This window comes from Halomonas sediminis (genome assembly GCF_044871105.1).
Classification (GTDB): Bacteria; Pseudomonadota; Gammaproteobacteria; order Pseudomonadales; family Halomonadaceae; genus Vreelandella; species Vreelandella zhuhanensis.
In genome coordinates this window covers 3,433,505-3,458,808 of record NZ_CP085246.1, presented here as the reverse complement: position 1 = coordinate 3,458,808, position 25,304 = coordinate 3,433,505, and the positions used below count along the sequence as shown (strand labels likewise).

Below are 25,304 nucleotides of genomic sequence, written 5' to 3'. Positions count from 1 at the left end.
CATGCGCGAACTCGATGTGGTGATACTGGCAGCGGGAAAGGGCACACGGATGCGTTCCAATCGACCCAAGGTGCTGCATCCCTTGGCGGGAAAACCCATGGTGCGCCATGTACTGGACACCGCCGGTAAGCTTATCCCCGAACGCTTGCACGTGGTGATCGGCCACGGCGCCGAGCAACTTCGCGAAGCATTGGCCGACACTCAGGCGCGCTTCGTGCTGCAAGCGGAACAAAAAGGTACCGGCCATGCCGTGGCTCAGGCGCTTGATGGCCTGGGGAGCGGCAAGGTACTGGTGCTCTACGGGGATGTGCCCTTGATTCGCCGCGACACCCTGACGGCGCTGCTGGATCAAGTCGATGAACAGCACATGGGGCTGTTGACCGTCACCTTGCCAGACCCTTCCGGCTACGGGCGAATCTTACGTAATGCCGAAGGCGAGGCGGTAGCGATCGTCGAGCACAAGGATGCCTCGGAAAACGAGCGCGCCGTGAAGGAATGCAACACCGGCATCATGGCCATGACCGCCAGGCAGCTCAAGCGCTGGTTGCCGCAGCTTTCCGCCGAGAATGCCCAGGGGGAATATTACCTGACCGATGTGATTGCCATGGCCGCCGCCGATGGCGTCAAGGTGGCCACTGCCCAGCCGGCAACGGCAGTGGAAGTGGAAGGGGTCAACAACCGTGCCCAGATGGCGCGCCTGGAACGGGCCTATCAACTCGGGGTGGCTGAAACCTTGATGGAGCAAGGCGTGGCGCTGGCCGATCCGGCGCGGCTGGATGTACGCGGCAAACTGACCTGCGGTCATGATGTCGAGATCGATATCGGCTGTGTGTTCGAAGGCGACGTGGAGCTGGGAGAGGGCGTGCGCATCGGCCCGTACTGCGTGATCCGCAACAGCACCCTGGGCGCTGAAAGCGTGATCGAGGCCCATAGTGTGATCGATGGCGCCGTGGCGGCGGGGCTCAATCAGATCGGCCCCTTTGCCCGGCTGCGCCCCGGCACGCGCCTGGCGGTCAAAGCAAAGGTCGGCAATTTCGTCGAAACCAAGAACGTCGATGTAGGAGAGGGCACCAAGATCAATCACTTGAGCTATGTAGGTGACGCCAGTCTGGGGCGAGAAGTCAATGTCGGCGCAGGTACCATTACCTGCAATTACGATGGGGCCAACAAGCATCATACCTGGATGGGTGACGGTGCTTTTATCGGTTCCAACACCGCGCTGGTGGCGCCGGTGAGTATCGGCCGTGGCGCGACCATAGGCGCGGGTTCCACCATTGCCAAGGATGTCGCCGACCACTCCCTGGCTGTCACCCGTGGCCGCCAGATCAACAAGCCCGATTGGCCACGCCCCAGCAAGGAAGAGCTCTGATATTTCAGAGCTTTATTCACCTAAACAGGGTTCACTGCCCGTTAATGCTCATTGAACAAGGAGAAGGGTATGTGTGGCATCGTCGCTGCTGTGGCGCAACGCAATGTACAAGGCATCTTGTTGGAAGGCCTGAAGCGCCTGGAATACCGTGGATACGATTCCGCCGGCATGACCGTATTGCATGAAGATCAGCTGACTCGCCATCGGGCTCAAGGCAAGGTGGCGATGCTCGAAGCCTGCCTGACCGAACAGGCCCTGCCAGGCATCTGTGGCATTGCCCATACGCGTTGGGCCACTCATGGTCGCCCGAGCGAAGCCAATGCCCATCCGCATCAGTCCAGTGAGCGGATTGCCGTGGTGCACAACGGCATCATCGAGAATTACGAATCGCTCAAACAATCGCTATGCGACAAGGGTTACCTCTTCACCTCGGAAACCGACACCGAAGTGTTGGCGCATCTTCTAGCTGATATTCAGCAGCAAGGTATGTCGCTGCTGGCCGCCGTGCAGCAGTGCCTGGCGACCCTGAAAGGGGCCTATGCGCTGGGCGTGATGAGCACCCGTGAACCCGGCGTGGTGGTGGGGGCACGCCAAGGCAGCCCCTTGGTGGTGGGGGTGGGAATCGACGAAGCTTTCCTGGCCTCGGACCCCTTGGCGCTGCTGCAGGTCACCGACCGCTTCATTTACCTGGAAGAAGGCGATGTGGTGGAGCTGCGTGAAGGTGGAAAAATTTCCCTGTTCGATAGCCGGGGTGACGTTGTCGAGCGCCCGGTGCATACGTTCGAACACGGAGATGGTGCGGCCAGCAAGGGTGACTACCGCCACTATATGCTCAAGGAAATTTTCGAGCAGCCGGAGGTGATAGCCGCCGCTCTGGAAGGCCGCTTGAGTGATGAGGGGGTGCTGGTGGAAAGCTTCGGTCCCGAAGCTGTGGCGCATTTCCAGACGCTCAAGCAAATTCATATCGTCGCCTGCGGCACCAGCTACCATGCGGGCCTGGTGGCACGCTATTGGCTGGAGCGCTACGCCGGCGTACCGGTGCAGGTGGAAGTGGCCTCCGAATATCGCTATCGGCAGGTGGTGGTACCCGAAGGTACGCTATTCGTCACGCTCTCCCAGTCCGGAGAGACTGCCGATACCCTGGCCGCGCTGCGTTTTGCCAAGGCGCGCGGTTACGTGGGCAGCCTTGCCATCTGCAATGTGCCGGGAAGTTCCTTGGTACGCGAATCCGATCTTTGCCTGATGACTCGCGCCGGGCCGGAAATCGGGGTCGCCTCGACCAAGGCATTCACCACGCAACTGGTGGCCCTGATGCTGCTGACCCTGGCCATCGCCCGGGCACAGGGAGGCAAGGTCGACCGCGAGATCATTACCGCCCTGCGCGGCCTGCCAAAGCTATGCCAAGAGGTACTGGCACTGGACCCGGCGATAGAAAGCCTCGCCCAATCCTTTGCCGAAAAGCACCATGCCCTGTTTCTGGGACGTGGCGCGCACTTCCCCATCGCCCTGGAAGGCGCACTCAAGCTCAAGGAGATTTCCTACATTCATGCTGAAGCCTACCCCGCCGGTGAGCTCAAGCACGGCCCCCTGGCGCTGGTCGACAGCGAAATGCCGGTGATTGCCGTGGCACCCAACGATGACCTGCTGGAAAAGCTAAAATCCAACCTTCAGGAAGTGCGTGCCCGTGGCGGGCTCCTGTACGTCTTTGCCGATGAAAGCGTCGGCATGACCGAAGAGCCCGAGGTTCAGGTGCTGACATTGCCTTATGTGCATGAAGCCCTGGCTCCACTGCTCTACACCCTGCCGCTGCAGCTACTCAGCTACCATGTGGCGGTACTCAAGGGCACCGATGTGGACCAGCCGCGCAACCTGGCGAAAAGTGTGACGGTGGAATAGGAGCACGTAGGGAAGGATTCGTGTGTATTTAGCTGGCCTGCTGCCACTATTGGCCGAAGATTGGCGCCTTGCGACGTAAGAGACCTTAGTGGGCATTTTCCAGCGGTTTGCGTTGTCGGTATACTACCGACTTTGCACGTCATGGCGTCTCGGTCAGACACTGCCGATTACGGCGCCGCCACGCGCACAATTTGATGAGAAAAACTCAAGAGGTGATGAGAGTGGAATTCAAGCTGATAATGAGCGGTCTGGCGGCGTTGGGCTTCGTCGCGGGGATCTCTACCGCGCAGGCGGAAGTGAATCGTGAAGCGATTGCCGAGCGGCTCAAACCGGTAGGCGAAGTATGTGTCGAAGGGCAGGATTGCGGCATGGCTTCCGCGCCGGCTCAAGCCGCTAGCGGCGGTGGAGATGAAATCGACGGTGCCGGCATCTACAACAATGTCTGCATGGCGTGTCACGAAACCGGTGCCGCCGGCGCGCCGATTCGGGGCGTTGAAGAAGCCTGGATGGACCGAAAAGTCCAGGGCTTCGCCACCTTGCTCGATCACGCGATCAACGGTATCGGTGCCATGCCGCCGCGTGGGGGCAATCCCAATCTTTCCGATGAAGAAATGCGTGCATCCGTGGCTTACCTGGTGGAACCGGTAATGGACGTGCCCGAGGAAAGTGAGGCCGTCGAAGAAGTGATGGCTGAAGAAGCGACGACTGACGTGACCCTGGTCGATGAGGAAGGGGTTGAAGGGACTCAAGTTGAACCTGAAGCGGTAGACGCAGAAAAAGATAACGGCCTGGATGGCGAGCTGTTGTATGCCAGCAGCGGCTGTAATGTCTGCCATGACAACGGCGTGGCCGGAGCCCCGATTTTGGGTGATGCCGATGCCTGGGCGGCACGTCTGGAAAAAGGGTCTGCCACCCTCTATGACCATGCGATTAACGGCTTCAATGCGATGCCGGCCAAGGGGGGTAATCCCAACCTGGCGGATGAAGAAGTGCAGGCGATCGTTGACTATATGGTGGCTGAAGCACAGTAAGACGCGCCTTAACTACGACGGGGTGCCCTGAAAAGGGCACCCCGTCGTGTTTTATAAATCGGCAATGTCACCCCAATAACGAGCGTAGCCCGGCGATGGCATCCTTTCCCCGTGCCTGTTTTTTCTCCGGGTCTTCTTTATCGAGACGTCCTTCCCATTCCAGGTCATCCGCCGGCAGTTCTTCGAGAAATCGGCTGGGCGCGCAGTCCATCAGCTCGCCATAGGTCTTGCGCTGGCGAGCTAGCGTCAAGGTCAGGGTGCGTCGGGCACGGGTGATACCCACATACGCCAGGCGGCGTTCCTCTTCCACAGTGCCGGCTTCGACGGCATTGCGGTGGGGAAGCAGGTCCTCTTCCAGTCCCATTAGATAGACATGCGGAAATTCCAGCCCCTTGGAAGCATGCATGGTGAGTAGCTGAACGCGATCGGAATCGTCTTCCTCGGCCTGCTGTTCGAGAATGTCGCGCAATACCAGCCGCGAAATGGCGGCTTCCACACCCTCGGTTTCGGTGTCATCGCTTGCATTGATGTCTTCGGGGTCGCGCTGCATGGATTTTTCCAGTTGGTCGATCAGAATCCATACATTGGCCATGCGGCGTTCGGCCACGGTGGGAGCGCTGGCATTCTGGTGCAGCCAGGCCTCGTAGTCCATGTCGCGCAGCATGTCGCGAATGGCGGCGATGGCGTCGCCTTGATCCATGCGTTTGCGCACGCCGTCGATGAAATGAGTGAAACGCCCCAGGCGTTCCACCGCCCGCGTGGGTAGCTGCTGTTCGAGACCCAGCTCATGGCAGGCAGCAAACAACGAGCCACCCCGTTCAGTGGCATAGTTGGCGAGCTTTTCCAGGGTGCCGGGGCCGATCTCGCGACGCGGCACATTGACGATGCGCAAAAAAGCGTTATCGTCCGCCGGATTGATCAGAAGGCGCAGGTACGCCATGGCGTCCTTGATTTCGCCCCGGGAGAAAAACGAGGTGCCGCCGGAGAGCTTGTAAGGAATCTGGTAGTGCTGCAGCTTCAGCTCCAGAAGCCGTGCCTGAAAATTGCCGCGGTAAAGTACCGCGAAATCACGCCATTCGGCGCGTTCCTTGATGCGGCGGGTGAGTATTTCCCCAGCGACGCGTTCGGCTTCGGCCTCCTCGTGGCGGCTCACCACCACGCGAATCGCCGCCCCCTGGCCCATGTCCGACCACAGGGTTTTCTCGTAGACGTGGGGGTTGTTGGCAATCAAGGTGTTGGCGGCACGCAAGATGGTGCCGGTAGAACGGTAGTTCTGCTCCAGCTTGATCAGCTTCAAGCCGGGAAAGTCTTCGCCCAGGGTGACCAGGTTCTCCGGACGAGCACCGCGCCAGGCGTAGATCGACTGGTCGTCATCGCCCACCACGGTGAAGGTCGAACGCTCGGCCATCAGCAGCTTGACCAGCAGATACTGGGAGACATTGGTGTCCTGATACTCATCGACCAGCATGTAATGAATCTTGCGTCGCCAGCGCGCCAGGGCGTCCGGGTCGCGTTGCAATAACACCACCGGCAGCAGAATCAGGTCATCGAAGTCCACGGCATTATAGGCCTTCAGATGCCGCACATAGGCTTCATAGACCCGGGCGGCAAAGTGGCTGGCGTCATCTTCGGCATGCGAAAGGGCGTCAGCCGGCAATATCAGGTCGTTCTTCCACTGGGAAATCTGATGCTGTACGGCGTTGATCTGTTCAGCGTCGACCTGGGCGTCCTTGTTCATCAGGTCGCGCAGCAGCGCTTTGGCGTCTTCAGGGTCGAACAACGAAAACCCCGGCTTGTAGCCCAGCGCCTTCAATTCACCGCGGATGATATTGAGCCCCAGGGTATGGAAGGTGGAAACGGTCAGGCCGTGACCTTCCTTGCCCTTGAGCAGGTGTCCCACCCGCTCTTTCATTTCTCGAGCGGCCTTGTTGGTGAAGGTTACCGCGGTGATCCGCCGAGCACTCATGCCGCATTCCTGCACTAGGTAGGCGATCTTGGTGGTGATCACGCTGGTCTTTCCGGAACCCGCCCCGGCCAATACCAGGCAAGGGCCGTCGATATAGCGCACCGCTTGTTGCTGGCGGGGGTTGAGTCCCTTGATTCGCTGGTTGATGCTGAGCGTCATGGCGGCGGTTTTCCTCTACAATCGACGGCGATTAATGCGAAAGCCCAAGGGCTTATTGACACAGGCGAGTGGCATGTTCGAGATAGCGTTGTTTGAACCCCGGGTGGCTCCCAATACCGGCAATATCATGCGCTTGGTGGCCAATAATGGCTGCCGTTTGCATTTGATTGAACCCCTGGGTTTCGACCTGGAAGAAAAGAAATTGCGTCGCGCCGGCCTGGACTATCGTGATCTCGACAATGTGACACGTCATTCGGATTATGCGAGTTTTATCGAGGCAATGGCCGGGCGGCGGATTCTGGCCCTGACCACCCATGGCACCCGAGCGTATAGCGACTGGCGGTTCGAAGCCGGGGATGTGTTGCTGTTCGGCTCGGAAACCGCCGGTTTGCCGGCGCATGTGCATCAAAGCCTGCCGGAGCAGCAGCGCCTGCGCATCCCCATGCAGCCCAATAACCGGAGCCTGAACTTGTCCAATGCGGTGGCCATCGTCAGTTATGAAGCTTGGCGCCAGCAAGGGTTTGCCGGCGCGATGGATCACTCGATACCGTAACGCTCGCGGTAAGCGCGAATGGCCTCGGCGTGGGGTTGCATGTCACTCCCGCCCTGGCTTTCCAGATAAGCCAATACCTGCGCCAAGGTGACGATGCTGACCACCGGCATGGCATAAGCGGCTTCGACTTCCTGGATGGCGCTACGCTTAAGAAGGCCTTCGCTGCCCTGAGCGCGTTCCTGTCGATCCAGGGCGATCACCACCCCGGCCGCGCGTGCGCCGCTTGCCTTGATCAGGCGCATGACTTCGCCGATCGCGGTACCGGCGGTGATCACATCGTCAATAATCAGGATATCGCCTTCAAGCGGTGCGCCGACGATATTGCCGCCTTCGCCATGAGTCTTGGCTTCCTTGCGATTGAAGGCATAAGGCATATCGTGGGCGTGATGGTCGGCCAGGGCGACCGCTGTTGTGGTAGCGAGCGGAATGCCCTTGTAGGCCGGGCCGAACAGAACATCGGCCTGAATGCCGCTCTCGATGATAGCCTGGGCATAAAAGCGCCCCAGGCGCGCCAGGGCGGAACCGGTCTGAAACAGGCCGGCATTGAAGAAATACGGGCTGACACGCCCGGATTTCAAGGTAAATTCGCCAAATGAGAGTACGCCCTGTGCAATGGCGAACTCGATGAACTCACGCTGATAAGGCTGTAACGGCTTGACCACGGCTGTCCTCACTGATGGCTGTCCTCACTGATGAGGAGGGCTGGAAATAATAAGGGCTGGAGACTGGGCAAGTTTTGCGGCGGGCGTTTACCCAAACGTCTAAACGTCGGGTATCATACAGCAGCGACGCAAAAGGGACGATCTATGAAAATTGCCAGTATCAACGTCAATGGTATTCGTGACGCCGTCGAGCGAGGCTTCCTGGACTGGCTGGCTCAGCAGGATGCCGACGTGATCTGCGTGCAGAACATCAAGGCCAAGAGCTTCGAGCTGGAAGACTATATTCTCTATCCAGAAGGCTACGAAGGTTACTTTCTGGATGCCGAGAAAGACGGTTTCTCCGGAGTGGCACTGTATTGCCGCAAGATCCCCAAGGCCATCATGTACGGCCTGGGGTTTTCTCAGTGTGACCAGGAAGGCCGCTTTCTGCAGGCCGATTACGACCGTTTCAGCATTGCCACTTTCCTGATGCCTGACGGTAGCGATCAAAAAGCCAAGCAGGCGTTCATGGAGCAGTACCAGGAATATTTGAGCAAGATGGCCAGAAAACGTCGCGAGTACATCATCTGCGGCACCTGGCATGTGGCTCACAAGACCATCGACCTGACCAACTGGTCCGATAACCAGCTGACCCCGGGCTTTCGCCCGGAAGAGCGTGCCTGGATGGATCAGGTGCTTGGCCCTACTGGTTTCATCGACACCTTTCGCGAGATCAATCGCGATGCCGGTGAATATACCTGGTGGCCGAAGCTGGATCAGGAAGTACCGCGTGAACGCCAGGAAGGCTGGCGGATCGATTATCAAATGGTCGGCCCCAATTTCCGCCGCCATGTGGTGGATGCCTGGATCGACTACGACGCCACTTTCTCGGAATTCGCCCCGCTGATCGTCGAGTACGACCTGACCCTTTGAGCTTGCATTGAGACCTTGCATTGAGGATCTTGCAAAAGCACCAAACACCTTGCGTCGCTCTGCACGCCGGCTGTCAGCCGGCGTGCAGCATGATGGGCATAGTGGATGGCGTTCTAGTTGCGAATGCCTAGGGCTTCCCGCTGATGGTCGCGTAGCTGGCTGCCTGTCTGCTCGGCCAGGTCAAGCATGGCGTTGAGTTCCGCCCGCGAGAAAGTGCCCGCCTCGGCAGTGCCCTGGACCTCGATAAGCGAGCCGTCTTCCGCCATTACCACGTTCATGTCGGTACCCGCGCTGCTGTCTTCCGGGTAGTCAAGATCGACCACCGGCACACCCTTGTAGATACCCACGGAGACCGAGCTGATCAGCTGCTTGAACGGGTCGCTCTTGATCTTCTTCTCGCGTTGCAGATAGCGCAAGGCATCCACCAATGCCACGCAGCCACCGGTAATCGCCGCGGTGCGGGTGCCGCCATCGGCCTGGATCACGTCACAATCGATGGTAATGGTGAACTCGCCCAGCTTCTTCAGGTTCACCGCTGCACGCAGCGAGCGTCCGATCAATCGCTGAATTTCCAGGGTGCGCCCGCCTTGCTTGCCATGGGTGGCTTCACGCCCGCTTCTGGAGTGCGTCGCGCGTGGCAGCATGCCGTATTCGGCGGTCACCCACCCCTGGTTCTTGCCGCGCAACCAGCGCGGCACCCCGGCTTCCACGCTGGCATTGCACAGCACTTTGGTATCCCCGAACTCCACCAGCACCGAGCCTTCGGCATGGCGGGTGAATTCGCGGGTCAGGGTAATTTCACGAGCCTGGTCGGGCTGGCGCCCACTGGGGCGTACAACGTCAGAGCGCATGGAACCTCTCATGGTTTGAGGGAGAATAGCGGAAAACAAAGGAGCGCCATTCTACACCTCTTGGGCCGGCCTTATGGGATAGACTGGCGCAAACCGTCGACCGAACAAGGAGCAGCATGAAACACACCTTCTCAGTACACAGCATGACGGCATTCGCCCGCACCGAGCAGGCGGCACCGTGGGGCACCCTGCAAGTCGAGCTACGCTCGGTCAATCAGCGCTATCTGGAGCCGCATTTTCGTCTTCACGAAAGCCTGCGTGATCTGGAACCCGCTCTGCGCGAAGCACTGCGCACCCATCTGGCACGCGGCAAGCTGGAATGCAGCCTGCGCTTCGAACCCGCCGAGACCGCCCAAGCCCCCGCAGTCAATCAGGCGCGGCTGGCGGCGCTGGCTAATGCCCTGAGCGCCGTTCAAGCGCAGGTACCCAGTGCCGTGGCGCCCACCACGCTTGCGCTGTTAAATCAGCCCGGTGTCATGGAAAGCCAGCACCTTGATCAAGAGGCCATTAAAGCCGCTGCAAAAGCGCTGTTTGACCAGGCGCTGAATGAACTGCTCGATGCTCGCGCCCGCGAAGGCGAAAAACTCGCCGAGATGATTCACGCCCGTCTGAAGGGGGTGCGCGAGCAAGTGGTTGCCGTGCGCCGGTTGCTGCCGGAGATTTTGGAGCGTCAGCGCGCCCAACTGTGGGAGCGTCTGGAAGTCGCGCGTACCGAGCTCGACCCCCAGCGTCTGGAAGCCGAGCTGGTGCTGGTCGCCCAGAAAGCCGACGTGGACGAAGAACTCGACCGCCTGGAAGCGCATGCCATCGAGGTGGAGCATCAACTGGGTCAGAAGGGCCCCAAAGGCCGCCGCCTGGATTTTCTGATGCAGGAACTCAACCGCGAAGCCAACACCCTCTCATCGAAATCCGTGGTTGCCGACACCACCCGCTGCGCAGTGGAGCTCAAGGTGCTGATCGAGCAGATGCGCGAGCAGATTCAAAATATTGAGTGACTCCCAATGGTGTCCAGGATTATTCATTAGTTAATGTTTTTATTAATTTTTTTGATATAAATTGTCTGTGTGCTTGCGCCCGCTTATTACTGAATAGTCGGTGCATGGCCAGCAAGTGCCATCCGGTTGAAGTGAATGCCCGGTTAATACTTTAGATTTTGGTAACGAAAGTGCGGGCCTGGTATAAAGCCAGGCCACTCAAAGCAATGATTACCGCTACTGCCAGGATATCGGCACCCGGAAATCCCCAGAACTCAGACATATTATTTCCTCATGAAGTTGAATAATTAGGTAAAGCCCAGTCGTCAGGCCAGTTCGGTGTCCAACATGCGCTGTCGGCCAAAGGCATTGAGCCGGAACTTGAACAGGACCCGGCCTACCCCGAAGTAGCCCTGATCGTCCAGTTGCTCTTCAACGCTTTCGATAATGCCGGTGGAAAACAGGTCCGTCAGGGTCACCCTTGTATTGCCTCTCCAGTAACGACTGGTGAGACCGTACTCACTCATCAGGGCGTCAGTCAGTTCCCAATCCCAGATGCCTTCATCGCGTCTGGCATTGATTAGCTGGAGAATTCGGCCTTTCATGTGCAATCTTTTCATCTGTTGGCATGCCAGTTGATCAATGGGTGGGAGAGTGGGCCGTCTCGGCGTCGGCGTTTTTCGAGACGGCACGAACGACTTCAAGAACCTCGTCGTTCTCGGTAAACATCACGAAGCCGCCAATCACGAACAGCGCCAGCCCAGCCAGAAAATTCCACTCTGGAAGCTGCAGGGTAAAGGCCGCCAGGAAGATCACGGCGAAAAGACCGTATAACGAGGCAATCGCCTGTCCGCGACCCACCCCGATGAGCGGGAAGGACTTGTACCAGGAGACATAGCAGAAGGCGAAGGTGATCCCGGCCAACATAAGCCAGCCAATGGCGGCCCAATTGAATGTGGCGACGACCAACTCGACAACGGGCTGGTCGGTGAACAGGTAGATAGCGGGCAGAATGAGCGCTACCCAGTAGAACACCTCGGCGGAAAAGCGCACGGTGATGCCCACATCCGGGTCGGCAACATCCAGGCCCCGTCCGGCAATGGCCCCCTCAACGCCCCAACCCAGGGCTGCCATGGCGCCGCCGACGTAGCCGAGCCAGCCGCTCTGACCGGTACCGGTCAGTTCGCCTATGATGCCCGGCGCATAGACTGTTACACCGCCGGCGAGAATGATGAAGATACCGATGGCCGCCCGCTTGGTAATTTTTTCCTGATACCAGAGGCGTGCCAGAGTGGCACCGATAATCGGATACATCAGCGCGGCGATAGCAGCGAAGGCCCCGCCAATGTAGCCGATGGCCAGATAGGAGCCGAATATGGCCATGGGGCCACCAAAGATGGCACCGATAAAGAACCACTTGGAGATGTTGCGCATCTGCCGAATGGTGCGGCCGTATTCGCCCCATTTACCCAGTACCCCATTCCAGACAAAGAGAAAGAACAGGACGGCGATGGCATTGAACGTCGTAAGCACCGCTGCCGCCAGCAGAAACTCTGCATTGGTGTCATAGCTCAGGTTGACGTAAGGCGTTTCAAACCAGACGGCGGAACCGGGTATATACCAGGCGCCCCAGAGCACGGCGCACCAGAGGGCCCACATAAAGCCCCACCGGATGCTGCTGGCGGTAAAGCGTGAACGAGCCTGAGTCAGGCTGGTATTGGTCATGAACGTTTCCTTTCAATAACACTAAATGGCGTGCGCGACAGAGACAGCCGCGCTGCGGTGGCGAACGGCCTTCCTAGCGCACCGCGTCCAGGGCCTGATTCTCGACTTCCGGCTCTTTGCTGAGAAAGGTTTCCAGGGAATCGTCCATCGCCTGCATCCACGGTGTGTGGTGGACCGGGGCCAGGGTGCCAGTGAGGGTTGAGCGGTAGCTCTTATTGCGATAACCCAGAATGTCAGCCTCTTTATCGTGCTCCCATTGCTTGAAGATTTCCGCCACGCCCTCGACATCGAAGGCGGGGTAATCGGTGGGTTGCAACAGATCACGGATATAGGCGGCCTGGAAGTCGATTGCCTGGAATGGATTGTCGACTTTCTGTTCCCGGCTGATCCAGTCCGCGCTGTCGGCGGCCATGGCGGTTTCATCCGGCAGGGTGATGCGGTCCAGCATGACGTCCCGCGCGTACCAGGCCTGGGCATCGAACATATTGAAGGTGTAGTACTGGTCCTGCATGCCCAGGAATACCAGCTTCGGGTTTTTCGCCAGAAAGATGCCCTTGTACAGGCCTTCTGGATAGAGCCGGTTATGGGTGTTCAGGGTCAGTTCGTCCGGCAGGAACGGGAAGTGGTGTTGGTAGCCGGTGCAGAGAATGATGGCATCCACCTCCTGGCTACTGCCGTCCTTGAAGTAGGCCGTCTTGCCGACCACTTTAATGAGCAGTGGCTTTTCGGTAAAAGAGTCTGGCCAGTCGAAGCCCATGGGCTGGCTGCGGTAGCTGAAGGTGACCGATTTCGCGCCGTATTTGTGACACTGGGTGCCGATGTCCTCGGCGGAGTAGCTGCTACCGATAAGCAGCAGGTCCTTGCCGGCGAATTCGCAGGCGTCGCGAAAGTCATGGGCATGCATGACGCGGCCCGGAAACTGGTTGAGCCCTTCAAAATAAGGTGCGTTAGGCGTAGAGAAATGGCCAGTGGCCACCACCACATAATCGAACTCTTCGGTGCATAGCTCATCCTGCTTGAGGTCCCTTACAGTGACCGCAAACTTGCCGGTTTCCTCCGTATAGTCCACCCAGTGAACCGCCGTATTGAAACGGATATACTGTCGCGCACCACTCTTCTCGACTCGCCCCATGATGTAATCACGGAGCACCGCCCGGGGCGGGTAGGAGGGAATGGGCCGGCCGAAATGCTCTTCGAAGCTGTAGTCCGCAAACTCCAGGCATTCTTTGGGGCCATTGGACCAGAGGTAGCGATACATGCTGCCGTGCACGGGCTCACCGTAGGCATCAAGGCCGGTGCGCCAGGTGTAGTTCCACATTCCGCCCAGGTCACTCTGTTTTTCATAACAGACGATCTCGGGAATCTCGGTGCCGGCGAGGCGTGCCGCTTCAAAGGCACGGAGTTGGGCAAGTCCGCTGGGGCCGGCCCCAAGGATGGCAATTCGAAAACTCATAGTGTTTCTCTGTTGATCGTCTGAACGAGCGAGCGCTTGGCTGGTTCGACGAAAAAATAGTCGTGGCTGGTCACCGCCTTGCTAAGAACAGGACCCGATAACCCCTGGAAAGAGGTCCACGCAAAAGAGGTCCACGCAGGCGCGCGCCAAATGCAGGATTAACTGCGGGCGTAAAAATAAACCAGAGGCTCCGTTTGCCAAGAAATTCAGGCAATTCGCTTCAGGGCGGAAAATCATCGTTCTAGCCGTGTTGGCTGTACTGCAAGATGTCGAAGCGTCGCCAGTAGGGGAAGCGCTCGAAGTCGTCGGGAAAGGCAGCGCGTTGCTGCTTTTTGATATGCTTCAGTCGTTCAGAGCAGCTACCCTAACACAGAACTGATGTTCTTACGGGTTGTGAGTCAGCATCCGGCGGGTCCTTGGCTGCAACGCCAGCAGGGCATTCGGACTGTTTAGGCCCAACCGGTCAGGCCCATGACAGTCCGGGTGTTCAGATACTGAAACAGAGGTGTGGGGCACAAGGCTTCACGAAATGCTATTGATCCCTACAGCGGCTCACCGTGGTAGTAGTGCCACAGAAACAGCGAGCCCACGCTGCGCCAAGGGGCCCAGTGTTCCACCAGCTGGCGCGCCTGTTGGGGGGTGGGTTTATCGTCCATGCCTTTCAGGCGGCCCAGCGCCACTCGCAGGGCAAGGTCGTCTGCGGGGAAGATATCGGTGCGCTTGAGCGAGAATATCAGGTAGATTTCCGCACTCCAGCGACCGAAGCCGCGTAGCTGGGTAATGGCCGCAATCACCTCGTCATCATTCAGTATGTCCAGTTCCTCGGCATCAAACACCTTTGTATGCACGGCGTCGGCCAGGCCTTTCACGTATTCCACCTTGCGCCAGGATAACCCCGCATCACGCAGGGCTTGACCGTCGACTTCGAGCACTGCTGAGGTAGATATTTCCGGGATCAGCAGTTTTACGCGGCCCATGATGGCACGGGCGGCTTGCGTGGAAATCTGCTGGCTGACGATGGTCGAGAAAAACGTCGCAAAGCCTGGGTCGCGCTGGCGAGGTGAAGGTGCGCCCACCAGCGGATAGGTGCGGGCGATATCCGGGTCGGCGAGCACCAGCGCCTGCATGCCGCGTTCGATAGCTACTGTATGCATAACCTTTCCGGTTTGAAAAATGAAGGAGAATGAACGTTACGTATCGTTTGTCCTTGGACGGTATGGCGATATCACGGGAAAGACAAGCCCTACAGCTTGAGGGGAATAATGTGCGATACTGCGGGCTTTCCCGCAGCTGATCTGCTTTTCGTCGCCAATATTTTCACAAATACCTTCGCCAATACCAGGGAAGCGCTTCATGTCTCAAGGTACGCTTTTTATCGTTTCAGCCCCTTCGGGTGCCGGCAAGACCAGCCTGGTACGTGAATTGATCGAAAGCCTGGACGGGATACAGGTTTCCGTGTCCCATACCACCCGTGCGCAACGGCAAGGCGAAGTGAACGGAGTGAATTATCATTTCGTTGACGTGCCAGGCTTTGAGGCGATGATCGAGCGCGGTGAGTTTTTCGAGTATGCCAAGGTGTTCGACAACTATTACGGCACCTCGCGCCGCGCCGTGCAGACCATCCTGGATGCCGGTCAGGATGTGATTCTGGAAATCGACTGGCAGGGAGCACGCCAGGTACGTGCCCAGATGCCCGAAGCGGTGTCCATCTTTATTCTGCCGCCTTCGCGCAGTGAGTTGGAACGCCGCTTGGCCAGCCGGGGCACCGACGAGCACGCGGTGATTGCCCAGCGCATGCGTGAAGCCGTCAATGAAATGGCGCACTATGATGAGTACGCCTATCTGGTGGTTAACGATGACTTCACCACGGCACTGCAAGAACTTCAGTCCCTGGTGATCAGCCGCCGCTTGACGCTGGCGTGCATGCAATGTCATCACGCCCCTTTACTGGCTGCGCTCTTGTCACCCGAGCCCGGGGTCGAGTAATCTAGTCAGTTAACTACCCCATTGTTTACTGGGCTGGCCTATCGGGCCAGCCCGGTTTCGTCATTACAGGAAGGTCCCCATGGCACGTGTTACCGTCGAAGATTGTCTCGAGAACGTTGAAAACCGCTTTAAACTGGTGATGATTTCCACTCACCGTGCCCGTCAACTGGCGCGTGGCTCACGCGATGCCATGCTGCCTTGGGAAAACGACAAGGCCACGGTGATGGCTCTGCGCGAAATCGCAGCAGGGCTGGTGAATCACACCATTCTCGACGAACCCGTCGAAGCACCGGTACGTACACGCCCGGCGTTGGCCCCCAGCGCGCACATCGACGAGTAACCTTACGACAGAGGCGCGGTGAATGTTTACCATTGATGACCTGGGTGATCGTCTCGGTGGCTATCTTCCCCAGGAAGAGATCCAGCAGGTCAAGCGCGCCTTCTATTACGCCGAGCAGGCTCATGATGGCCAGCGCAGGCGCTCGGGTGAGCCCTATGTCACCCATCCCTTGGCAGTCGCTAACATCCTCGCCAACATGCACATGGACCATCAGAGCCTGATGGCTGCCATGCTGCATGACGTGATTGAAGATACCGGGGTTTCCAAGGAGGCCTTGGCCGAGCAATTCGGCAAGCCAGTGGCGGAGCTGGTCGACGGCGTTTCCAAGCTGACCCAGATCACCTTCGAGGACAAGGCCGTCGCCCAGGCGGAAAATTTCCAGAAGATGGTACTGGCGATGTCTCGCGATATTCGCGTGATCATCGTCAAGCTTGCCGACCGCCTGCACAACATGCGCACCCTGGGCGCCTTGCGCCCCGACAAGAAACGCCGCATTGCCCGGGAAACGCTGGAAATCTATGCACGTATCGCCGGGCGGTTGGGCATCAATACCATCCGCGTGGAACTTGAAGACCTGTCGTTCCAGGCCATTCACCCGATGCGTGCCGAGCGCATCAAGCGGGCGGTGTCCAGTGCACGCGGCAACCGTCGCAGCGCCATTCGCGAAGTACAGAGCACCTTGCAGAAAAGCCTGGACGACGAACAGCTTGCGGGGACCGTGATCGGGCGGCAGAAGCATCTGTTGTCGATCTACAAGAAGATGCGCGACCAACGCAAGCCGTTCGCCGAGATCATGGATGTGTTCGGCTTCCGTATCATTACCCAAGACGTGGCCAGCTGTTATCGCATTCTCGGCATCGTGCACAATCGCTACAAGCCGGTGCCGGGGCGGTTCAAGGATTATATTGCCATTCCCAAGGCCAACGGCTATCAGAGCCTGCATACCACTCTGTTCGGCTCAGGCGGCATGCCTATCGAGGTACAGATACGCACCCGTGAAATGGAAGCCATGGCCAACAATGGGATTGCCGCGCATTGGCTCTACAAAGCCGGACAGACCACCCATCCTATCGCCGAAGGCAGTCGCGCCCGGGCGCGGGCCTGGGTCAAGGGGCTGTTGGAAATGCAGCGCCATGCGGGGGATTCGCTGGAGTTCATCGAGCACGTCAAGAACGATCTTTTCCCCGACGATATCTACGTATTCACGCCTAAGGGCGACATCATGGAGCTGCCTCAGGGCGCCACGGTGATCGACTTCGCCTACAGCGTGCATACCGATATCGGCAACAACTGCATTGCTTGTCGTATCGACCGCCACCTGGCACCGCTTTCCACGCGTCTGGAAAGCGGCCAGACACTGGAAATCATTACCGCGCCCGGGGCACGGCCCAACTTGGCCTGGCTTAATTTCGTCACCACCGCCAAGGCGCGTTCCGCCATCCGTCATGCGCTCAAGCACCAACGCCAGGCAGAAGCCGGCCAACTGGGCCGCCGTTTACTCAACAAGGCGTTGGCGGAGTTTGATACCAGTCTGGAAGAGCTGAGCGATGACGTCGTGCCCCGGCTTCTGGTCGAGCTGGAGCTTCCCAACGAAGAGGCGTTGCTGGAGTCGATCGGCCTCGGTACTCGTGTGTCTAATGTGGTGGCCAGGCGCCTGTTGAATATGGAGCAAGGCATGCCTTCCGGACAGGGTTCGGATATGCGTGAAGGACTGCGACCGTTCGTCATCAGTGGCAGTGAAGGCATGGTGATAAACTTCGCGCGTTGTTGTCATCCGTTGCCGGGCGACCCTGTGGTCGGCCATCTTTCGGTGGGTAAGGGAATCGTCGTTCACCGTGCGGAATGCCGCAATATTGCCGAGCACAAGAATGATCCCGACAAGCTGTTTACTCTTGAATGGTCCGATGAGATCAATGAGGACTTCCCGGTAGGGCTGCGCATTGAAATCGAGAGTCGTCGCGGCCTGGTGGCTGAACTGGCGGGGCTGGTGACCGATGCCGATGCCAATATCGAGCATATCGGTATCGAGGAACGCGACGTGCGCTTATCCACGGTTCATCTTACCTTGGCGGTAAAAGGTCGTGTGCATTTGGCGCGGATCATCAAGCGTATCCGTAATATGCCTAACGTGGAAAAGATTACTCGCGTTGTGAATTAGGCGCTATTTCAAAGACTTTCTCAAAGACCTTCTCAAAGACTTTCAAGGAGTCAACATGAGCAACAAGGCTGTTATCAATACTGCCAAAGCCCCTGCGGCCATTGGTCCTTATTCTCAGGCCATCAAGGCCGGTAACACCGTCTATCTGTCTGGCCAGATTCCGCTTGATCCCGCCACGATGGAACTGGTTTCCGAGGACTTCGAAGCTCAGGCACGCCAAGTGTTCATGAATATGCAGGCGGTATGTGAAGAAGCCGCCGGTTCATTGAGCGACATCGTCAAGCTCAACCTCTATCTGGTTGATCTGGACAACTTCGCCATCGTCAATCGCGTTATGGAGGAGTTTTTCTCCTCGCCTTTTCCGGCGCGTGCGGCGGTGGGCATCAAGGCACTGCCCAAGGGCAGCCAGGTTGAGGCGGAAGCCGTCATGGTCATCGGCGACTAACCAGGATGCGACTGTTTTTGGCCTTGGTGCCCCCGCCCGAGCTGCGTAAGCGGCTCAGGCAACTTGCCGGTATCGCCCACACCCATTGCGGCGGGCGGCGTATTCCTGAGCCGAGCATGCACCTTACGCTGGCTTTTATCGGTGAGGTGGAAAAGGCACGCGCTGTGGAACTTGGGTTCTGGGTTCAGGGGCTTTCGATTGAACCGGGCCGCTGGCGTCTGGACAGTTGGGGCAGCTTTCGTGGGCCTCGCATTGTCTGGGTGGGTGGCCAACGCCCTGATTCTGCGTTGACACACTTGCACCAACGGCTATGGGATGCGCTTGAAAGCCGCGGCATCCAAGGGCGTCCCGTCGACTATGTACCGCATGTCACATTGTTGCGGCGAGCCGACTCTCTGGAAACCACGCCACTGCCCGAATTCGAGCTTGAATGGCACTATCACCGGCTTGAGCTTGTGCACTCGGTTACCGATAATCGGGGCGCTTGCTATTCGACCCTGGCCCACTCGAAATCGACTATTGATTGAGTGGCCTTGGGCTGTCGTCAGGCTTTTTCGGAAGTCAGGAAACCGCCTTTCTCAAGCACCTGGCTATAGCCTTCGCGAAACGTCGGGTAGCGGAATGTATAACCGGACTCACGAATACAGCGGTTGTCACAGCGCTTGCTGACGCGCCGACGCAAGGGCGACTGCATGGTATCGGACGCTTCCACCTTGAGTTGTTGCGCCAGCCAGAGCATGACGTTGTGCAGGGTAACGGGCTCGTTGTCACTGCCCAGATAAAGCGAGGCTACATCCTGATGGTTTTCCTGGCGTTCGATCAAGTGCGCGAGAATACCGGCGCAGTCGTCGCGATGAATACGGTTGGAGTAGATCACCGGCGTGACCGGCGAGAGCCGGCCTTCCGCTACCTGATGAATCAAACGGTCACGACCCGGCCCGTAAATCCCGGAAAAGCGTACCACCGTGCCGGGCAGCGGATGATCCCAAAGGGCCTGCTCGGCCTGACACATCAAGTTGCCGGAAAAGCTGGTGGGGTCCGTGGGACTCTCCTCGTTGACCACTTCGCCTTCCTGCTGGCCGTAAACACTGGTCGAGGAGACGAAGAACACGCGCCGGGGTGGCGTAGCCTGTTGCTCCAGAATGGAGAGGACGCGTTTCAACCCTTCTGGATAGGCGCTCTGATAAGCGCTTTCCTCGAAGCGGTCGGCACTCACGGCGTAAATCACATAATCGGCGTGGGGCAAGGCGGTGGGCTTGCTGGTATCCAGCGCATCGAGATCCAGCGCCAACGGCTTGATCCCGGTCTTCTGCAAGGCTTGGGTATTACGGCGTACCCCGATGACGCGATGGCCTTGCGCCACCAGTTGTTTACCCAAGTGGGTACCGATATCGCCACAGCCGATAATTAATGTGGTTAGCTTCACCTTACTTGCTCCCTTGATAAATATTCCCTATCAGATGCAAAGTTTGTATCAGACATCATGTCTTCATCAGGCTTGACCTGCTAACGTCGGTGCTTGCTAAGCGAGGATGCCATTTGGCACTGCTATGACTCTAACAGAACTCCGCTATATCGTAACCTTAGCTCAAGAACAGCATTTCGGCCGTGCTGCGGAACGTTGCCATGTCTCGCAGCCCACCCTGTCGGTGGCGGTGAAAAAGCTTGAAGAAGAGCTGGGCACCCCGCTTTTTGAGCGTTCTAAGTCCACGGTGCAAGTCACCCCTTTGGGTGAAAAAATTATTATTCAGGCGCAACGGGTGCTGGAAGAAAGCAGCACCATCTATGAGTTGGCCAGTGCGGGCAAGGACCAACTGGCCAACCCGCTGCGCATCGGTGCGATTTATACCATCGGCCCGTATCTTTTCCCCCATTTGATCCCGGCGCTGGCCAGGGCCGCTCCGCAAATGCCGCTGTACATTGAAGAAGGCATGACCGGAAACCTGCGGCGCAAGCTGAGAAGTGGCGAGCTGGATGTAATCATCATTGCCTTGCCGTTCACCGAGACCGATGTGGTGACCAAGCCGATTTACGATGAAACTTTTGAAGTGCTGATGCCTGCCAATCATCGCTGGGTGGAACGCCAGACCATTAACAAGGAAAACCTGCTGGAAGATCGCCTGTTGTTGCTGGGAGAGGGTCATTGCTTTCGCGATCAGATACTCGAGGCCTGTCCGGCGATTACCCAAAAGCTCAATAGCCCCACTAACACCCTGATTGCCGAAGGGGGATCGCTTGAAACCATTCGCCATATGGTGGCCTCCGGTCTGGGTATTACCGTGCTGCCGCAATCGGCATTGGGCACCGAGCAGTATGAAAGCGCCATGCTGGTGAGCCGCCCGTTTGCAGAGCCTTCACCGTCGCGTACCGTGGCGATCGCCTGGCGAGCGAGCTTTCCCCGGCCCAAGGCCATCGATGCCTTGGCTAATGCGATTGCGCATTGTCGTCAACCCAAAAAGCCCACCGTCCCCTCGGCGCTGGCATGAATTCCCTTCAGGCGCCGGTCACCTCACTCAAGGGCGTCGGTGACGCCCTGGCGCTGAAACTGGCGCGCCTGCGCCTGGAAACGGTCGCCGATCTGCTGTTTCATCTTCCGCTGCGTTATCAGGACCGTACGCGTATTACGCCTATCGGGACCTTGAAGGCGGGGCAGGAGGCGGTGGTGGAAGGGGAGGTGACCGCCTGCGATGTGGTCAAGGGACGAAGGCGCAGCCTTCTGGTGCGCCTGCGCGATGGTGCGGGTATTCTCAGCCTGCGGTTCTTTCATTTTTCCCCTGCCCAACAGCAACAGTTGCGCCCGGGCGCTCAGGTGCGGGCCTTCGGTGAAGCTCGCGCCGGTGCCACCGGGCTGGAAATGTATCACCCCGAATATCGTCTGACGGGCAATGCCGAACCGCCGGTGGAGGAGTATTTCACGCCGGTCTATCCCACCACCGAAGGATTGAATCAACCACGGTTGCGGGCCTTGGTTCAACAGGCATTGGCACTGCTGGAAGCAGAGCCACAGGCCTTGCCGGACATGATTCCCGAGCCGCTTCGCGAACGCTTTCGCCTGCCCGAGCTGCAGCGATGCCTGCATCTTCTGCATCAGCCTCCGCCGGATACCGACCTTTCGAGACTCGCCAGCGGCCATCACCCCGCGACCCGGCGCCTGGCACTGGAAGAGTTGCTGGCCCATCAGCTCAGCTTGCGTGAGGTAAGGCGGCGTATCCAGGCGGATGGTGCCCCGGTATTGCCGTCGGGGCGTAATCTTCAGGCGCGCTTTCTGACGCAATTGCCTTTTTCGCTGACCGGCGCCCAGCGTCGCGTCCTGGATGAGATCGCCCATGACCTGGCACGTCCTGCGCCCATGCTTCGCCTGGTGCAAGGCGATGTGGGGTCGGGCAAGACTGTGGTGGCGGCGATGGCGGCGCTTTCCGCGCTGTCAGGCAACTGCCAGGCGGCGATCATGGCTCCCACGGAAATTCTCGCCGAGCAGCATTACCGCAACTTTCGTGCTTGGTTCGAGCCCTTGGGGATCGACGTTGCCTGGCTTGCCGGCAAACTCAAGGGCAAGGCGCGGCTGGACGCCAAGGCGGCGATTGCCGACGGGCGCGCCCGAATGGTGGTGGGCACCCATGCGTTGTTTCAGGGCGATGTGCATTTCCACCGACTGGGTCTGGCGATTATCGACGAGCAACACCGCTTCGGCGTTCACCAGCGCCTGGCGCTGCGCGAAAAGGGCGAAGCCGGGGGGCTGACGCCGCATCAATTGATCATGACTGCCACGCCCATCCCGCGCACCCTGGCGATGAGCGCCTACGCCGATCTGGATGTCTCGGTGATCGATGAACTACCGCCGGGGCGTACCCCGGTCAAAACCGTGGTGGTGCCGGATGAACGCCGCCCTGAAGTGGTCGAGCGCATTCGCAACGCCTGCAGCGAAGGTCGCCAAGCGTACTGGGTGTGTACCCTGATCGAAGAATCCGAGGTTCTGCAATGCCAGGCTGCGGAAGCCACCCTTGAGGAACTGACTCAGGGCCTTCCCGAACTTGCCATCGGCTTGGTGCATGGACGCATGAAGGCGGCCGAAAAAGCCGCGGTGATGGAAGCGTTCAAGGCAGGCGAGGTGGATCTGCTGGTGGCGACCACGGTGATCGAAGTGGGAGTGGACGTGCCCAATGCCAGCTTGATGATCATCGAAAATCCCGAGCGCCTGGGGCTTTCCCAACTGCATCAGTTGCGCGGCCGAGTGGGCCGGGGGAGTACCGAAAGCTTCTGTGTGCTGCTTTATCATCCGCCCCTCACCGATGGCACCCGCAAGCGACTAGGAGTGATGCGCGAAACCACCGATGGTTTTCGTATCGCCGAAAAGGATCTGGAAATTCGCGGCCCCGGCGAAGTGCTGGGCACCCGTCAGACGGGCCTTGCCCAGATGAAAGTCGCCGACCTGGAACGCGATGCTGACCTTCTGGATCAGGTGAGTGCGCTGGCCCGGGCAATGCAGGCGCAGGCGCCTGAGGCTGCCCCGGTGCTGATTCGCCGCTGGCTGGGAGAGGAAGCGGGGCGCTACGGTCAGGTGTGAGAGGCGTCAAGGTCGGGTGAGGGGTTGGCTTCTGGCTTGAGGATCAAGCGATTTGCCGCATCGCCTAGGGGTACCAGTTGGCGGCAAATCAAGCGGAGCTGGCTCTGCACCGGTCGATAGGCGACGACTGCCTGGTTCTTGTCTGGAGAAGGCGTCCGGGACGGCTCGCCATCCAGCTGTACCAGCAACGCTTCCACATCTCCTTCCAGCGTTCTGATGGGTTGACGATGCAACAGCTGATCGGCGCAGTACGCCAGTAGCTCGTCGATGCGCCGTGCCACCGGTATCAGGGTGGCCTTGTCTTCCTCTTGGGTAAGACGATGACGATGGGCGCCCAGCGCCGAGAGATAACTCAGCAGGGTATGATCCAACACCAGAAAACGAAGGCCGTCGTCGGCATCGTGTTTACGATAATGCCCGGGTTCATGCAGCATATTGGTGAGCATGGTGGACAGGGCGGCATCGGCGTTATGGGCGTCACGCCGCGCCAACCGATAGGCCAGATCATCCTGCTTGCCGGCTTCGTATTGATGAATGATCTCTTCCAGATAACGCCGGTTGGCGTTCAAGGCATCCGCCGCCTGACGATACAGGCGTCGCCCCTGCCAATCCGGAAGGATGAAGAACACCGCAAGACCAGCGATCGCGGCGCCCAGCAGGGTGTCGAACAAACGCGGCCAGATCAGATCGAAACCGCTGCCTACCTGATTGAAACTGCACAGTACCAGCAGGGTGATCGAAGCCGTCGCGATGATGTAGTGTTCCTCGCGGTTGGCGAAAAATGCGACACCGGCGATCAATGCAATCAAGCTCTGGGCCAGCGGATGGGGAAACAGTGTGATCGAGGCCCAGCCGGCGACCAGCCCGAGCACGGTGCCGATGATGCGTTGAGTGAAAAAACGCTGGGTGGCGGCGAAATTAGGTCGGCACACGAACAGGGTGGTCAGCAGTATCCAGAAGCCTTGTTCGGGATCGATCAGGCGCATCAAGCCGTAGCCTGCCAACAGAGCGATTGAAAGGCGCAGTGCGTGGCGGAAGGTCGGCGAACCCAGCGTCAGGTTCAGCCGAATGCGCTCCCAGGCATCGCTCAGGCTGGAAGGTGAACGGTCGAACAGGCCCTCATTACGTCGGGTGTCGCTGACATCGGGGTTATGCGCGGTGGCCAGCTGTTCTTCGAGGGTGGCGAGGTTATCGGCCAGTGCCTCCAGCGGAAACAGCAGCTCGCGCCAGCGTGGCTCACGCATGGCATGCAGGTTGTCGATCGACGCGCGCAGATCCAGGAGGGCTTGTTCGCTCTGGCGATGATCGAAAGGGCGGTTGAGCAGCAGCGCCTTGCCCAGACGCTTGCAGGCCAGCCCTTGTTGGTCGAGCAGCCGCTGGCAGCGAAACAGAACGTCGTGATGGAAAAAGGCTTCGGTCAGGGCGGCATAAGGATAATGGGTTGAGCTTGCCCGTTCGTGAATGTCCTGGGCGGCGAAGTAAATGCGCAGATAACGGTTGAGCTTGTGGTCACCGCGTTGGCCTTCGAGGCGGCGAAAGATCATTTCCTTGGCCTGGTTGAGTGCCTCGACCACCTGGCCGTTCTGGCGCGCCAGGGCCAGGCGTCGCCCTTCGATATCCACATCGCGGAGTGGCTCGAGCAGCGCCGATTTGAGGATCAGGTATTTGCCCAGTTCCTTGTAGACCCGCGCCATGCTTTGTTTGAGGGGCTGGCGCTCGAACAGCGCACACCACACGACCGATATCACCCCATACCAGGCCGCGCCGGCAAGCAGCAGCAATGGCTGACGCCAAGGAGTCTCCTCGGGCACGCCGCCATGATGTTCGATATTGATCATCGAATAGATGGAGAGAATCAGGGTGCCGGCGGCGATGGTGGCGAAGCGTTGCCCTATCGCCCCCAGCATGATCAGAGTAAACGTCGTGGCTCCCAACCCCAGGGCGAATAACCAGGGCCAAGGGTAGAGCCATTGCACGCTTAGCGAGGCAATCGCGAAGCATGCAAGCGTCACCAATAATGCCTGGAGCCGCCCTTGCCAGCTGTCGTCGGTTTCCGAAAGGGCACTGGCGCTGATCCCCAGAAATAGCGGAATCACCAGTGCCGCCTCGTCCAGCACCCAGCCCAGCGTGATGATACCGCTAAACGCCAGGAAAACCCGCAGGCTGTAAGCGAACTTGTCGAGCGTCCAGAGACGCCGCAAGGACAATGAGAGCGAAATCGACATGGTAGTTAAGTGGCACTTACGTATAGCCCTTGAGG

At 58.8% G+C, this 25,304-nt stretch carries 22 protein-coding genes; 13 read left to right on the top strand and 9 right to left on the bottom strand.

All coding sequences use genetic code 11. The features are described from left to right. Position 1: 1 nt before the first annotated feature. The 3 genes from glmU (at position 2) to LG290_RS16365 (ending at position 4,296) form a co-directional block, all read left to right on the top strand. Positions 2–1,369, top strand: coding sequence for a bifunctional UDP-N-acetylglucosamine diphosphorylase/glucosamine-1-phosphate N-acetyltransferase GlmU (glmU, locus tag LG290_RS16375; protein ID WP_499835695.1), 1,368 nt, complete (start codon positions 2–4; stop codon positions 1,367–1,369). Between the two features lie 69 nt (positions 1,370–1,438). Next, positions 1,439–3,265, top strand: a complete 1,827-nt coding sequence (glmS, locus tag LG290_RS16370; protein ID WP_499835694.1) for a glutamine--fructose-6-phosphate transaminase (isomerizing) — start codon at positions 1,439–1,441, stop codon at positions 3,263–3,265. Positions 3,266–3,480: 215 nt separating this feature from the next. Continuing rightward, positions 3,481–4,296 (top strand): c-type cytochrome, encoded by an 816-nt coding sequence (locus tag LG290_RS16365; protein WP_499835693.1) that lies wholly within the window; start codon positions 3,481–3,483, stop codon positions 4,294–4,296. A gap of 67 nt (positions 4,297–4,363) precedes the next feature. On the opposite strand, the gene rep is transcribed toward LG290_RS16365, so the two are convergent. Further along, complete coding sequence (gene rep, locus LG290_RS16360; RefSeq protein WP_499835692.1) at positions 4,364–6,421, bottom strand: DNA helicase Rep; 2,058 nt, start codon at positions 6,419–6,421, stop codon at positions 4,364–4,366. A gap of 73 nt (positions 6,422–6,494) precedes the next feature. Here rep and LG290_RS16355 point away from each other — a divergent pair, with 73 nt between their 5' ends. Beyond that, the gene (locus LG290_RS16355; protein ID WP_499835691.1) at positions 6,495–6,974 is read left to right on the top strand and encodes a tRNA (cytidine(34)-2'-O)-methyltransferase; all 480 of its coding nucleotides are present in this window, start codon (positions 6,495–6,497) and stop codon (positions 6,972–6,974) included. Here the strand turns inward: LG290_RS16355 and pyrE are convergent. Beyond that, a complete protein-coding gene (gene pyrE / locus LG290_RS16350) occupies positions 6,959–7,636 on the bottom strand; it encodes an orotate phosphoribosyltransferase (protein ID WP_499835690.1) in 678 nt (225 codons plus the stop codon). The genes LG290_RS16355 and pyrE overlap by 16 nt on opposite strands. A 144-nt stretch (positions 7,637–7,780) precedes the next feature. Between pyrE and LG290_RS16345 the strand changes: the two genes are divergently transcribed. After that, on the top strand, positions 7,781–8,548 hold the full coding sequence (locus LG290_RS16345) for an exodeoxyribonuclease III (protein WP_499835689.1): 768 nt from the start codon (positions 7,781–7,783) through the stop codon (positions 8,546–8,548). Positions 8,549–8,661: 113 nt separating this feature from the next. Here LG290_RS16345 and rph read toward each other — a convergent pair whose 3' ends face one another. After that, complete coding sequence (rph, locus tag LG290_RS16340; protein ID WP_499835688.1) at positions 8,662–9,399, bottom strand: ribonuclease PH; 738 nt, start codon at positions 9,397–9,399, stop codon at positions 8,662–8,664. 116 nt (positions 9,400–9,515) lie between these two features. Here rph and LG290_RS16335 point away from each other — a divergent pair, with 116 nt between their 5' ends. Further along, positions 9,516–10,394, top strand: a complete 879-nt coding sequence (locus LG290_RS16335) for a YicC/YloC family endoribonuclease (RefSeq protein ID WP_499835687.1) — start codon at positions 9,516–9,518, stop codon at positions 10,392–10,394. 305 nt (positions 10,395–10,699) lie between these two features. Here LG290_RS16335 and LG290_RS16330 read toward each other — a convergent pair whose 3' ends face one another. From LG290_RS16330 to LG290_RS16315, 4 genes are all read right to left on the bottom strand, one after another. Beyond that, on the bottom strand, positions 10,700–10,978 hold the full coding sequence (locus LG290_RS16330; protein ID WP_499835686.1) for a hypothetical protein: 279 nt from the start codon (positions 10,976–10,978) through the stop codon (positions 10,700–10,702). A gap of 34 nt (positions 10,979–11,012) precedes the next feature. Next, on the bottom strand, positions 11,013–12,098 hold the full coding sequence (locus LG290_RS16325; protein WP_499835685.1) for a DMT family transporter: 1,086 nt from the start codon (positions 12,096–12,098) through the stop codon (positions 11,013–11,015). A gap of 73 nt (positions 12,099–12,171) precedes the next feature. Further along, positions 12,172–13,551 carry a trimethylamine monooxygenase gene (locus LG290_RS16320; protein ID WP_499835684.1) on the bottom strand — a complete coding sequence of 460 codons (1,380 nt, stop codon included), beginning with the start codon at positions 13,549–13,551 and terminating at the stop codon, positions 12,172–12,174. A 542-nt stretch (positions 13,552–14,093) separates the two neighbouring features. Beyond that, positions 14,094–14,705 (bottom strand): DNA-3-methyladenine glycosylase family protein, encoded by a 612-nt coding sequence (locus LG290_RS16315; protein WP_499835683.1) that lies wholly within the window; start codon positions 14,703–14,705, stop codon positions 14,094–14,096. A gap of 199 nt (positions 14,706–14,904) precedes the next feature. On the opposite strand from LG290_RS16315, the gene gmk reads away from it, so the two are divergent. The 5 genes from gmk (at position 14,905) to thpR (ending at position 19,007) form a co-directional block, all read left to right on the top strand. Further along, positions 14,905–15,537, top strand: coding sequence for a guanylate kinase (gmk, locus tag LG290_RS16310; protein WP_160418463.1), 633 nt, complete (start codon positions 14,905–14,907; stop codon positions 15,535–15,537). 79 nt (positions 15,538–15,616) lie between these two features. Then, the gene (gene rpoZ / locus LG290_RS16305) at positions 15,617–15,877 is read left to right on the top strand and encodes a DNA-directed RNA polymerase subunit omega (protein WP_114485411.1); all 261 of its coding nucleotides are present in this window, start codon (positions 15,617–15,619) and stop codon (positions 15,875–15,877) included. 22 nt (positions 15,878–15,899) lie between these two features. Continuing rightward, positions 15,900–18,035 carry a RelA/SpoT family protein gene (locus LG290_RS16300; RefSeq protein WP_499835682.1) on the top strand — a complete coding sequence of 712 codons (2,136 nt, stop codon included), beginning with the start codon at positions 15,900–15,902 and terminating at the stop codon, positions 18,033–18,035. Positions 18,036–18,090: 55 nt separating this feature from the next. Further along, complete coding sequence (locus tag LG290_RS16295) at positions 18,091–18,480, top strand: RidA family protein (RefSeq protein ID WP_160418461.1); 390 nt, start codon at positions 18,091–18,093, stop codon at positions 18,478–18,480. Between the two features lie 5 nt (positions 18,481–18,485). Further along, on the top strand, positions 18,486–19,007 hold the full coding sequence (thpR, locus tag LG290_RS16290) for an RNA 2',3'-cyclic phosphodiesterase (RefSeq protein ID WP_499835681.1): 522 nt from the start codon (positions 18,486–18,488) through the stop codon (positions 19,005–19,007). A gap of 17 nt (positions 19,008–19,024) precedes the next feature. Here thpR and LG290_RS16285 read toward each other — a convergent pair whose 3' ends face one another. Beyond that, complete coding sequence (locus LG290_RS16285) at positions 19,025–19,906, bottom strand: SDR family oxidoreductase (RefSeq protein WP_499835680.1); 882 nt, start codon at positions 19,904–19,906, stop codon at positions 19,025–19,027. Between the two features lie 124 nt (positions 19,907–20,030). Between LG290_RS16285 and LG290_RS16280 the strand changes: the two genes are divergently transcribed. Both LG290_RS16280 and recG read left to right on the top strand, forming a co-directional pair. Continuing rightward, entirely contained in the window at positions 20,031–20,966 is a 936-nt protein-coding gene (locus LG290_RS16280; RefSeq protein WP_499835679.1) for a hydrogen peroxide-inducible genes activator, read from the top strand. After that, complete coding sequence (gene recG / locus LG290_RS16275; protein ID WP_499835678.1) at positions 20,963–23,044, top strand: ATP-dependent DNA helicase RecG; 2,082 nt, start codon at positions 20,963–20,965, stop codon at positions 23,042–23,044. The genes LG290_RS16280 and recG overlap by 4 nt, the downstream gene beginning before the upstream one ends. Here the strand turns inward: recG and yccS are convergent. Continuing rightward, positions 23,035–25,269, bottom strand: coding sequence for a YccS family putative transporter (gene yccS, locus LG290_RS16270; protein WP_499835677.1), 2,235 nt, complete (start codon positions 25,267–25,269; stop codon positions 23,035–23,037). The two genes, recG and yccS, sit on opposite strands and share 10 nt — an antisense overlap. Positions 25,270–25,304 lie beyond the last annotated feature (35 nt).

Bases quoted from the DNA above. Each gene is read 5' to 3' on its own strand.
- glmU (WP_499835695.1), top strand. From the start codon at position 2: ATGCGCGAACTCGATGTGGTGATACTGGCAGCGGGAAAGGGCACACGG.
- glmS (WP_499835694.1), top strand. From the start codon at position 1,439: ATGTGTGGCATCGTCGCTGCTGTGGCGCAACGCAATGTACAAGGCATC.
- LG290_RS16365 (WP_499835693.1), top strand. From the start codon at position 3,481: ATGAGAGTGGAATTCAAGCTGATAATGAGCGGTCTGGCGGCGTTGGGC.
- rep (WP_499835692.1), bottom strand. From the start codon at position 6,421: ATGACGCTCAGCATCAACCAGCGAATCAAGGGACTCAACCCCCGCCAG.
- LG290_RS16355 (WP_499835691.1), top strand. From the start codon at position 6,495: ATGTTCGAGATAGCGTTGTTTGAACCCCGGGTGGCTCCCAATACCGGC.
- LG290_RS16345 (WP_499835689.1), top strand. From the start codon at position 7,781: ATGAAAATTGCCAGTATCAACGTCAATGGTATTCGTGACGCCGTCGAG.
- rph (WP_499835688.1), bottom strand. From the start codon at position 9,399: ATGCGCTCTGACGTTGTACGCCCCAGTGGGCGCCAGCCCGACCAGGCT.
- LG290_RS16335 (WP_499835687.1), top strand. From the start codon at position 9,516: ATGAAACACACCTTCTCAGTACACAGCATGACGGCATTCGCCCGCACC.
- LG290_RS16330 (WP_499835686.1), bottom strand. From the start codon at position 10,978: ATGAAAGGCCGAATTCTCCAGCTAATCAATGCCAGACGCGATGAAGGC.
- LG290_RS16325 (WP_499835685.1), bottom strand. From the start codon at position 12,098: ATGACCAATACCAGCCTGACTCAGGCTCGTTCACGCTTTACCGCCAGC.
- LG290_RS16320 (WP_499835684.1), bottom strand. From the start codon at position 13,551: ATGAGTTTTCGAATTGCCATCCTTGGGGCCGGCCCCAGCGGACTTGCC.
- LG290_RS16315 (WP_499835683.1), bottom strand. From the start codon at position 14,705: ATGCATACAGTAGCTATCGAACGCGGCATGCAGGCGCTGGTGCTCGCC.
- gmk (WP_160418463.1), top strand. From the start codon at position 14,905: ATGTCTCAAGGTACGCTTTTTATCGTTTCAGCCCCTTCGGGTGCCGGC.
- rpoZ (WP_114485411.1), top strand. From the start codon at position 15,617: ATGGCACGTGTTACCGTCGAAGATTGTCTCGAGAACGTTGAAAACCGC.
- LG290_RS16300 (WP_499835682.1), top strand. From the start codon at position 15,900: ATGTTTACCATTGATGACCTGGGTGATCGTCTCGGTGGCTATCTTCCC.
- LG290_RS16295 (WP_160418461.1), top strand. From the start codon at position 18,091: ATGAGCAACAAGGCTGTTATCAATACTGCCAAAGCCCCTGCGGCCATT.
- thpR (WP_499835681.1), top strand. From the start codon at position 18,486: ATGCGACTGTTTTTGGCCTTGGTGCCCCCGCCCGAGCTGCGTAAGCGG.
- LG290_RS16280 (WP_499835679.1), top strand. From the start codon at position 20,031: ATGACTCTAACAGAACTCCGCTATATCGTAACCTTAGCTCAAGAACAG.
- recG (WP_499835678.1), top strand. From the start codon at position 20,963: ATGAATTCCCTTCAGGCGCCGGTCACCTCACTCAAGGGCGTCGGTGAC.
- yccS (WP_499835677.1), bottom strand. From the start codon at position 25,269: ATGTCGATTTCGCTCTCATTGTCCTTGCGGCGTCTCTGGACGCTCGAC.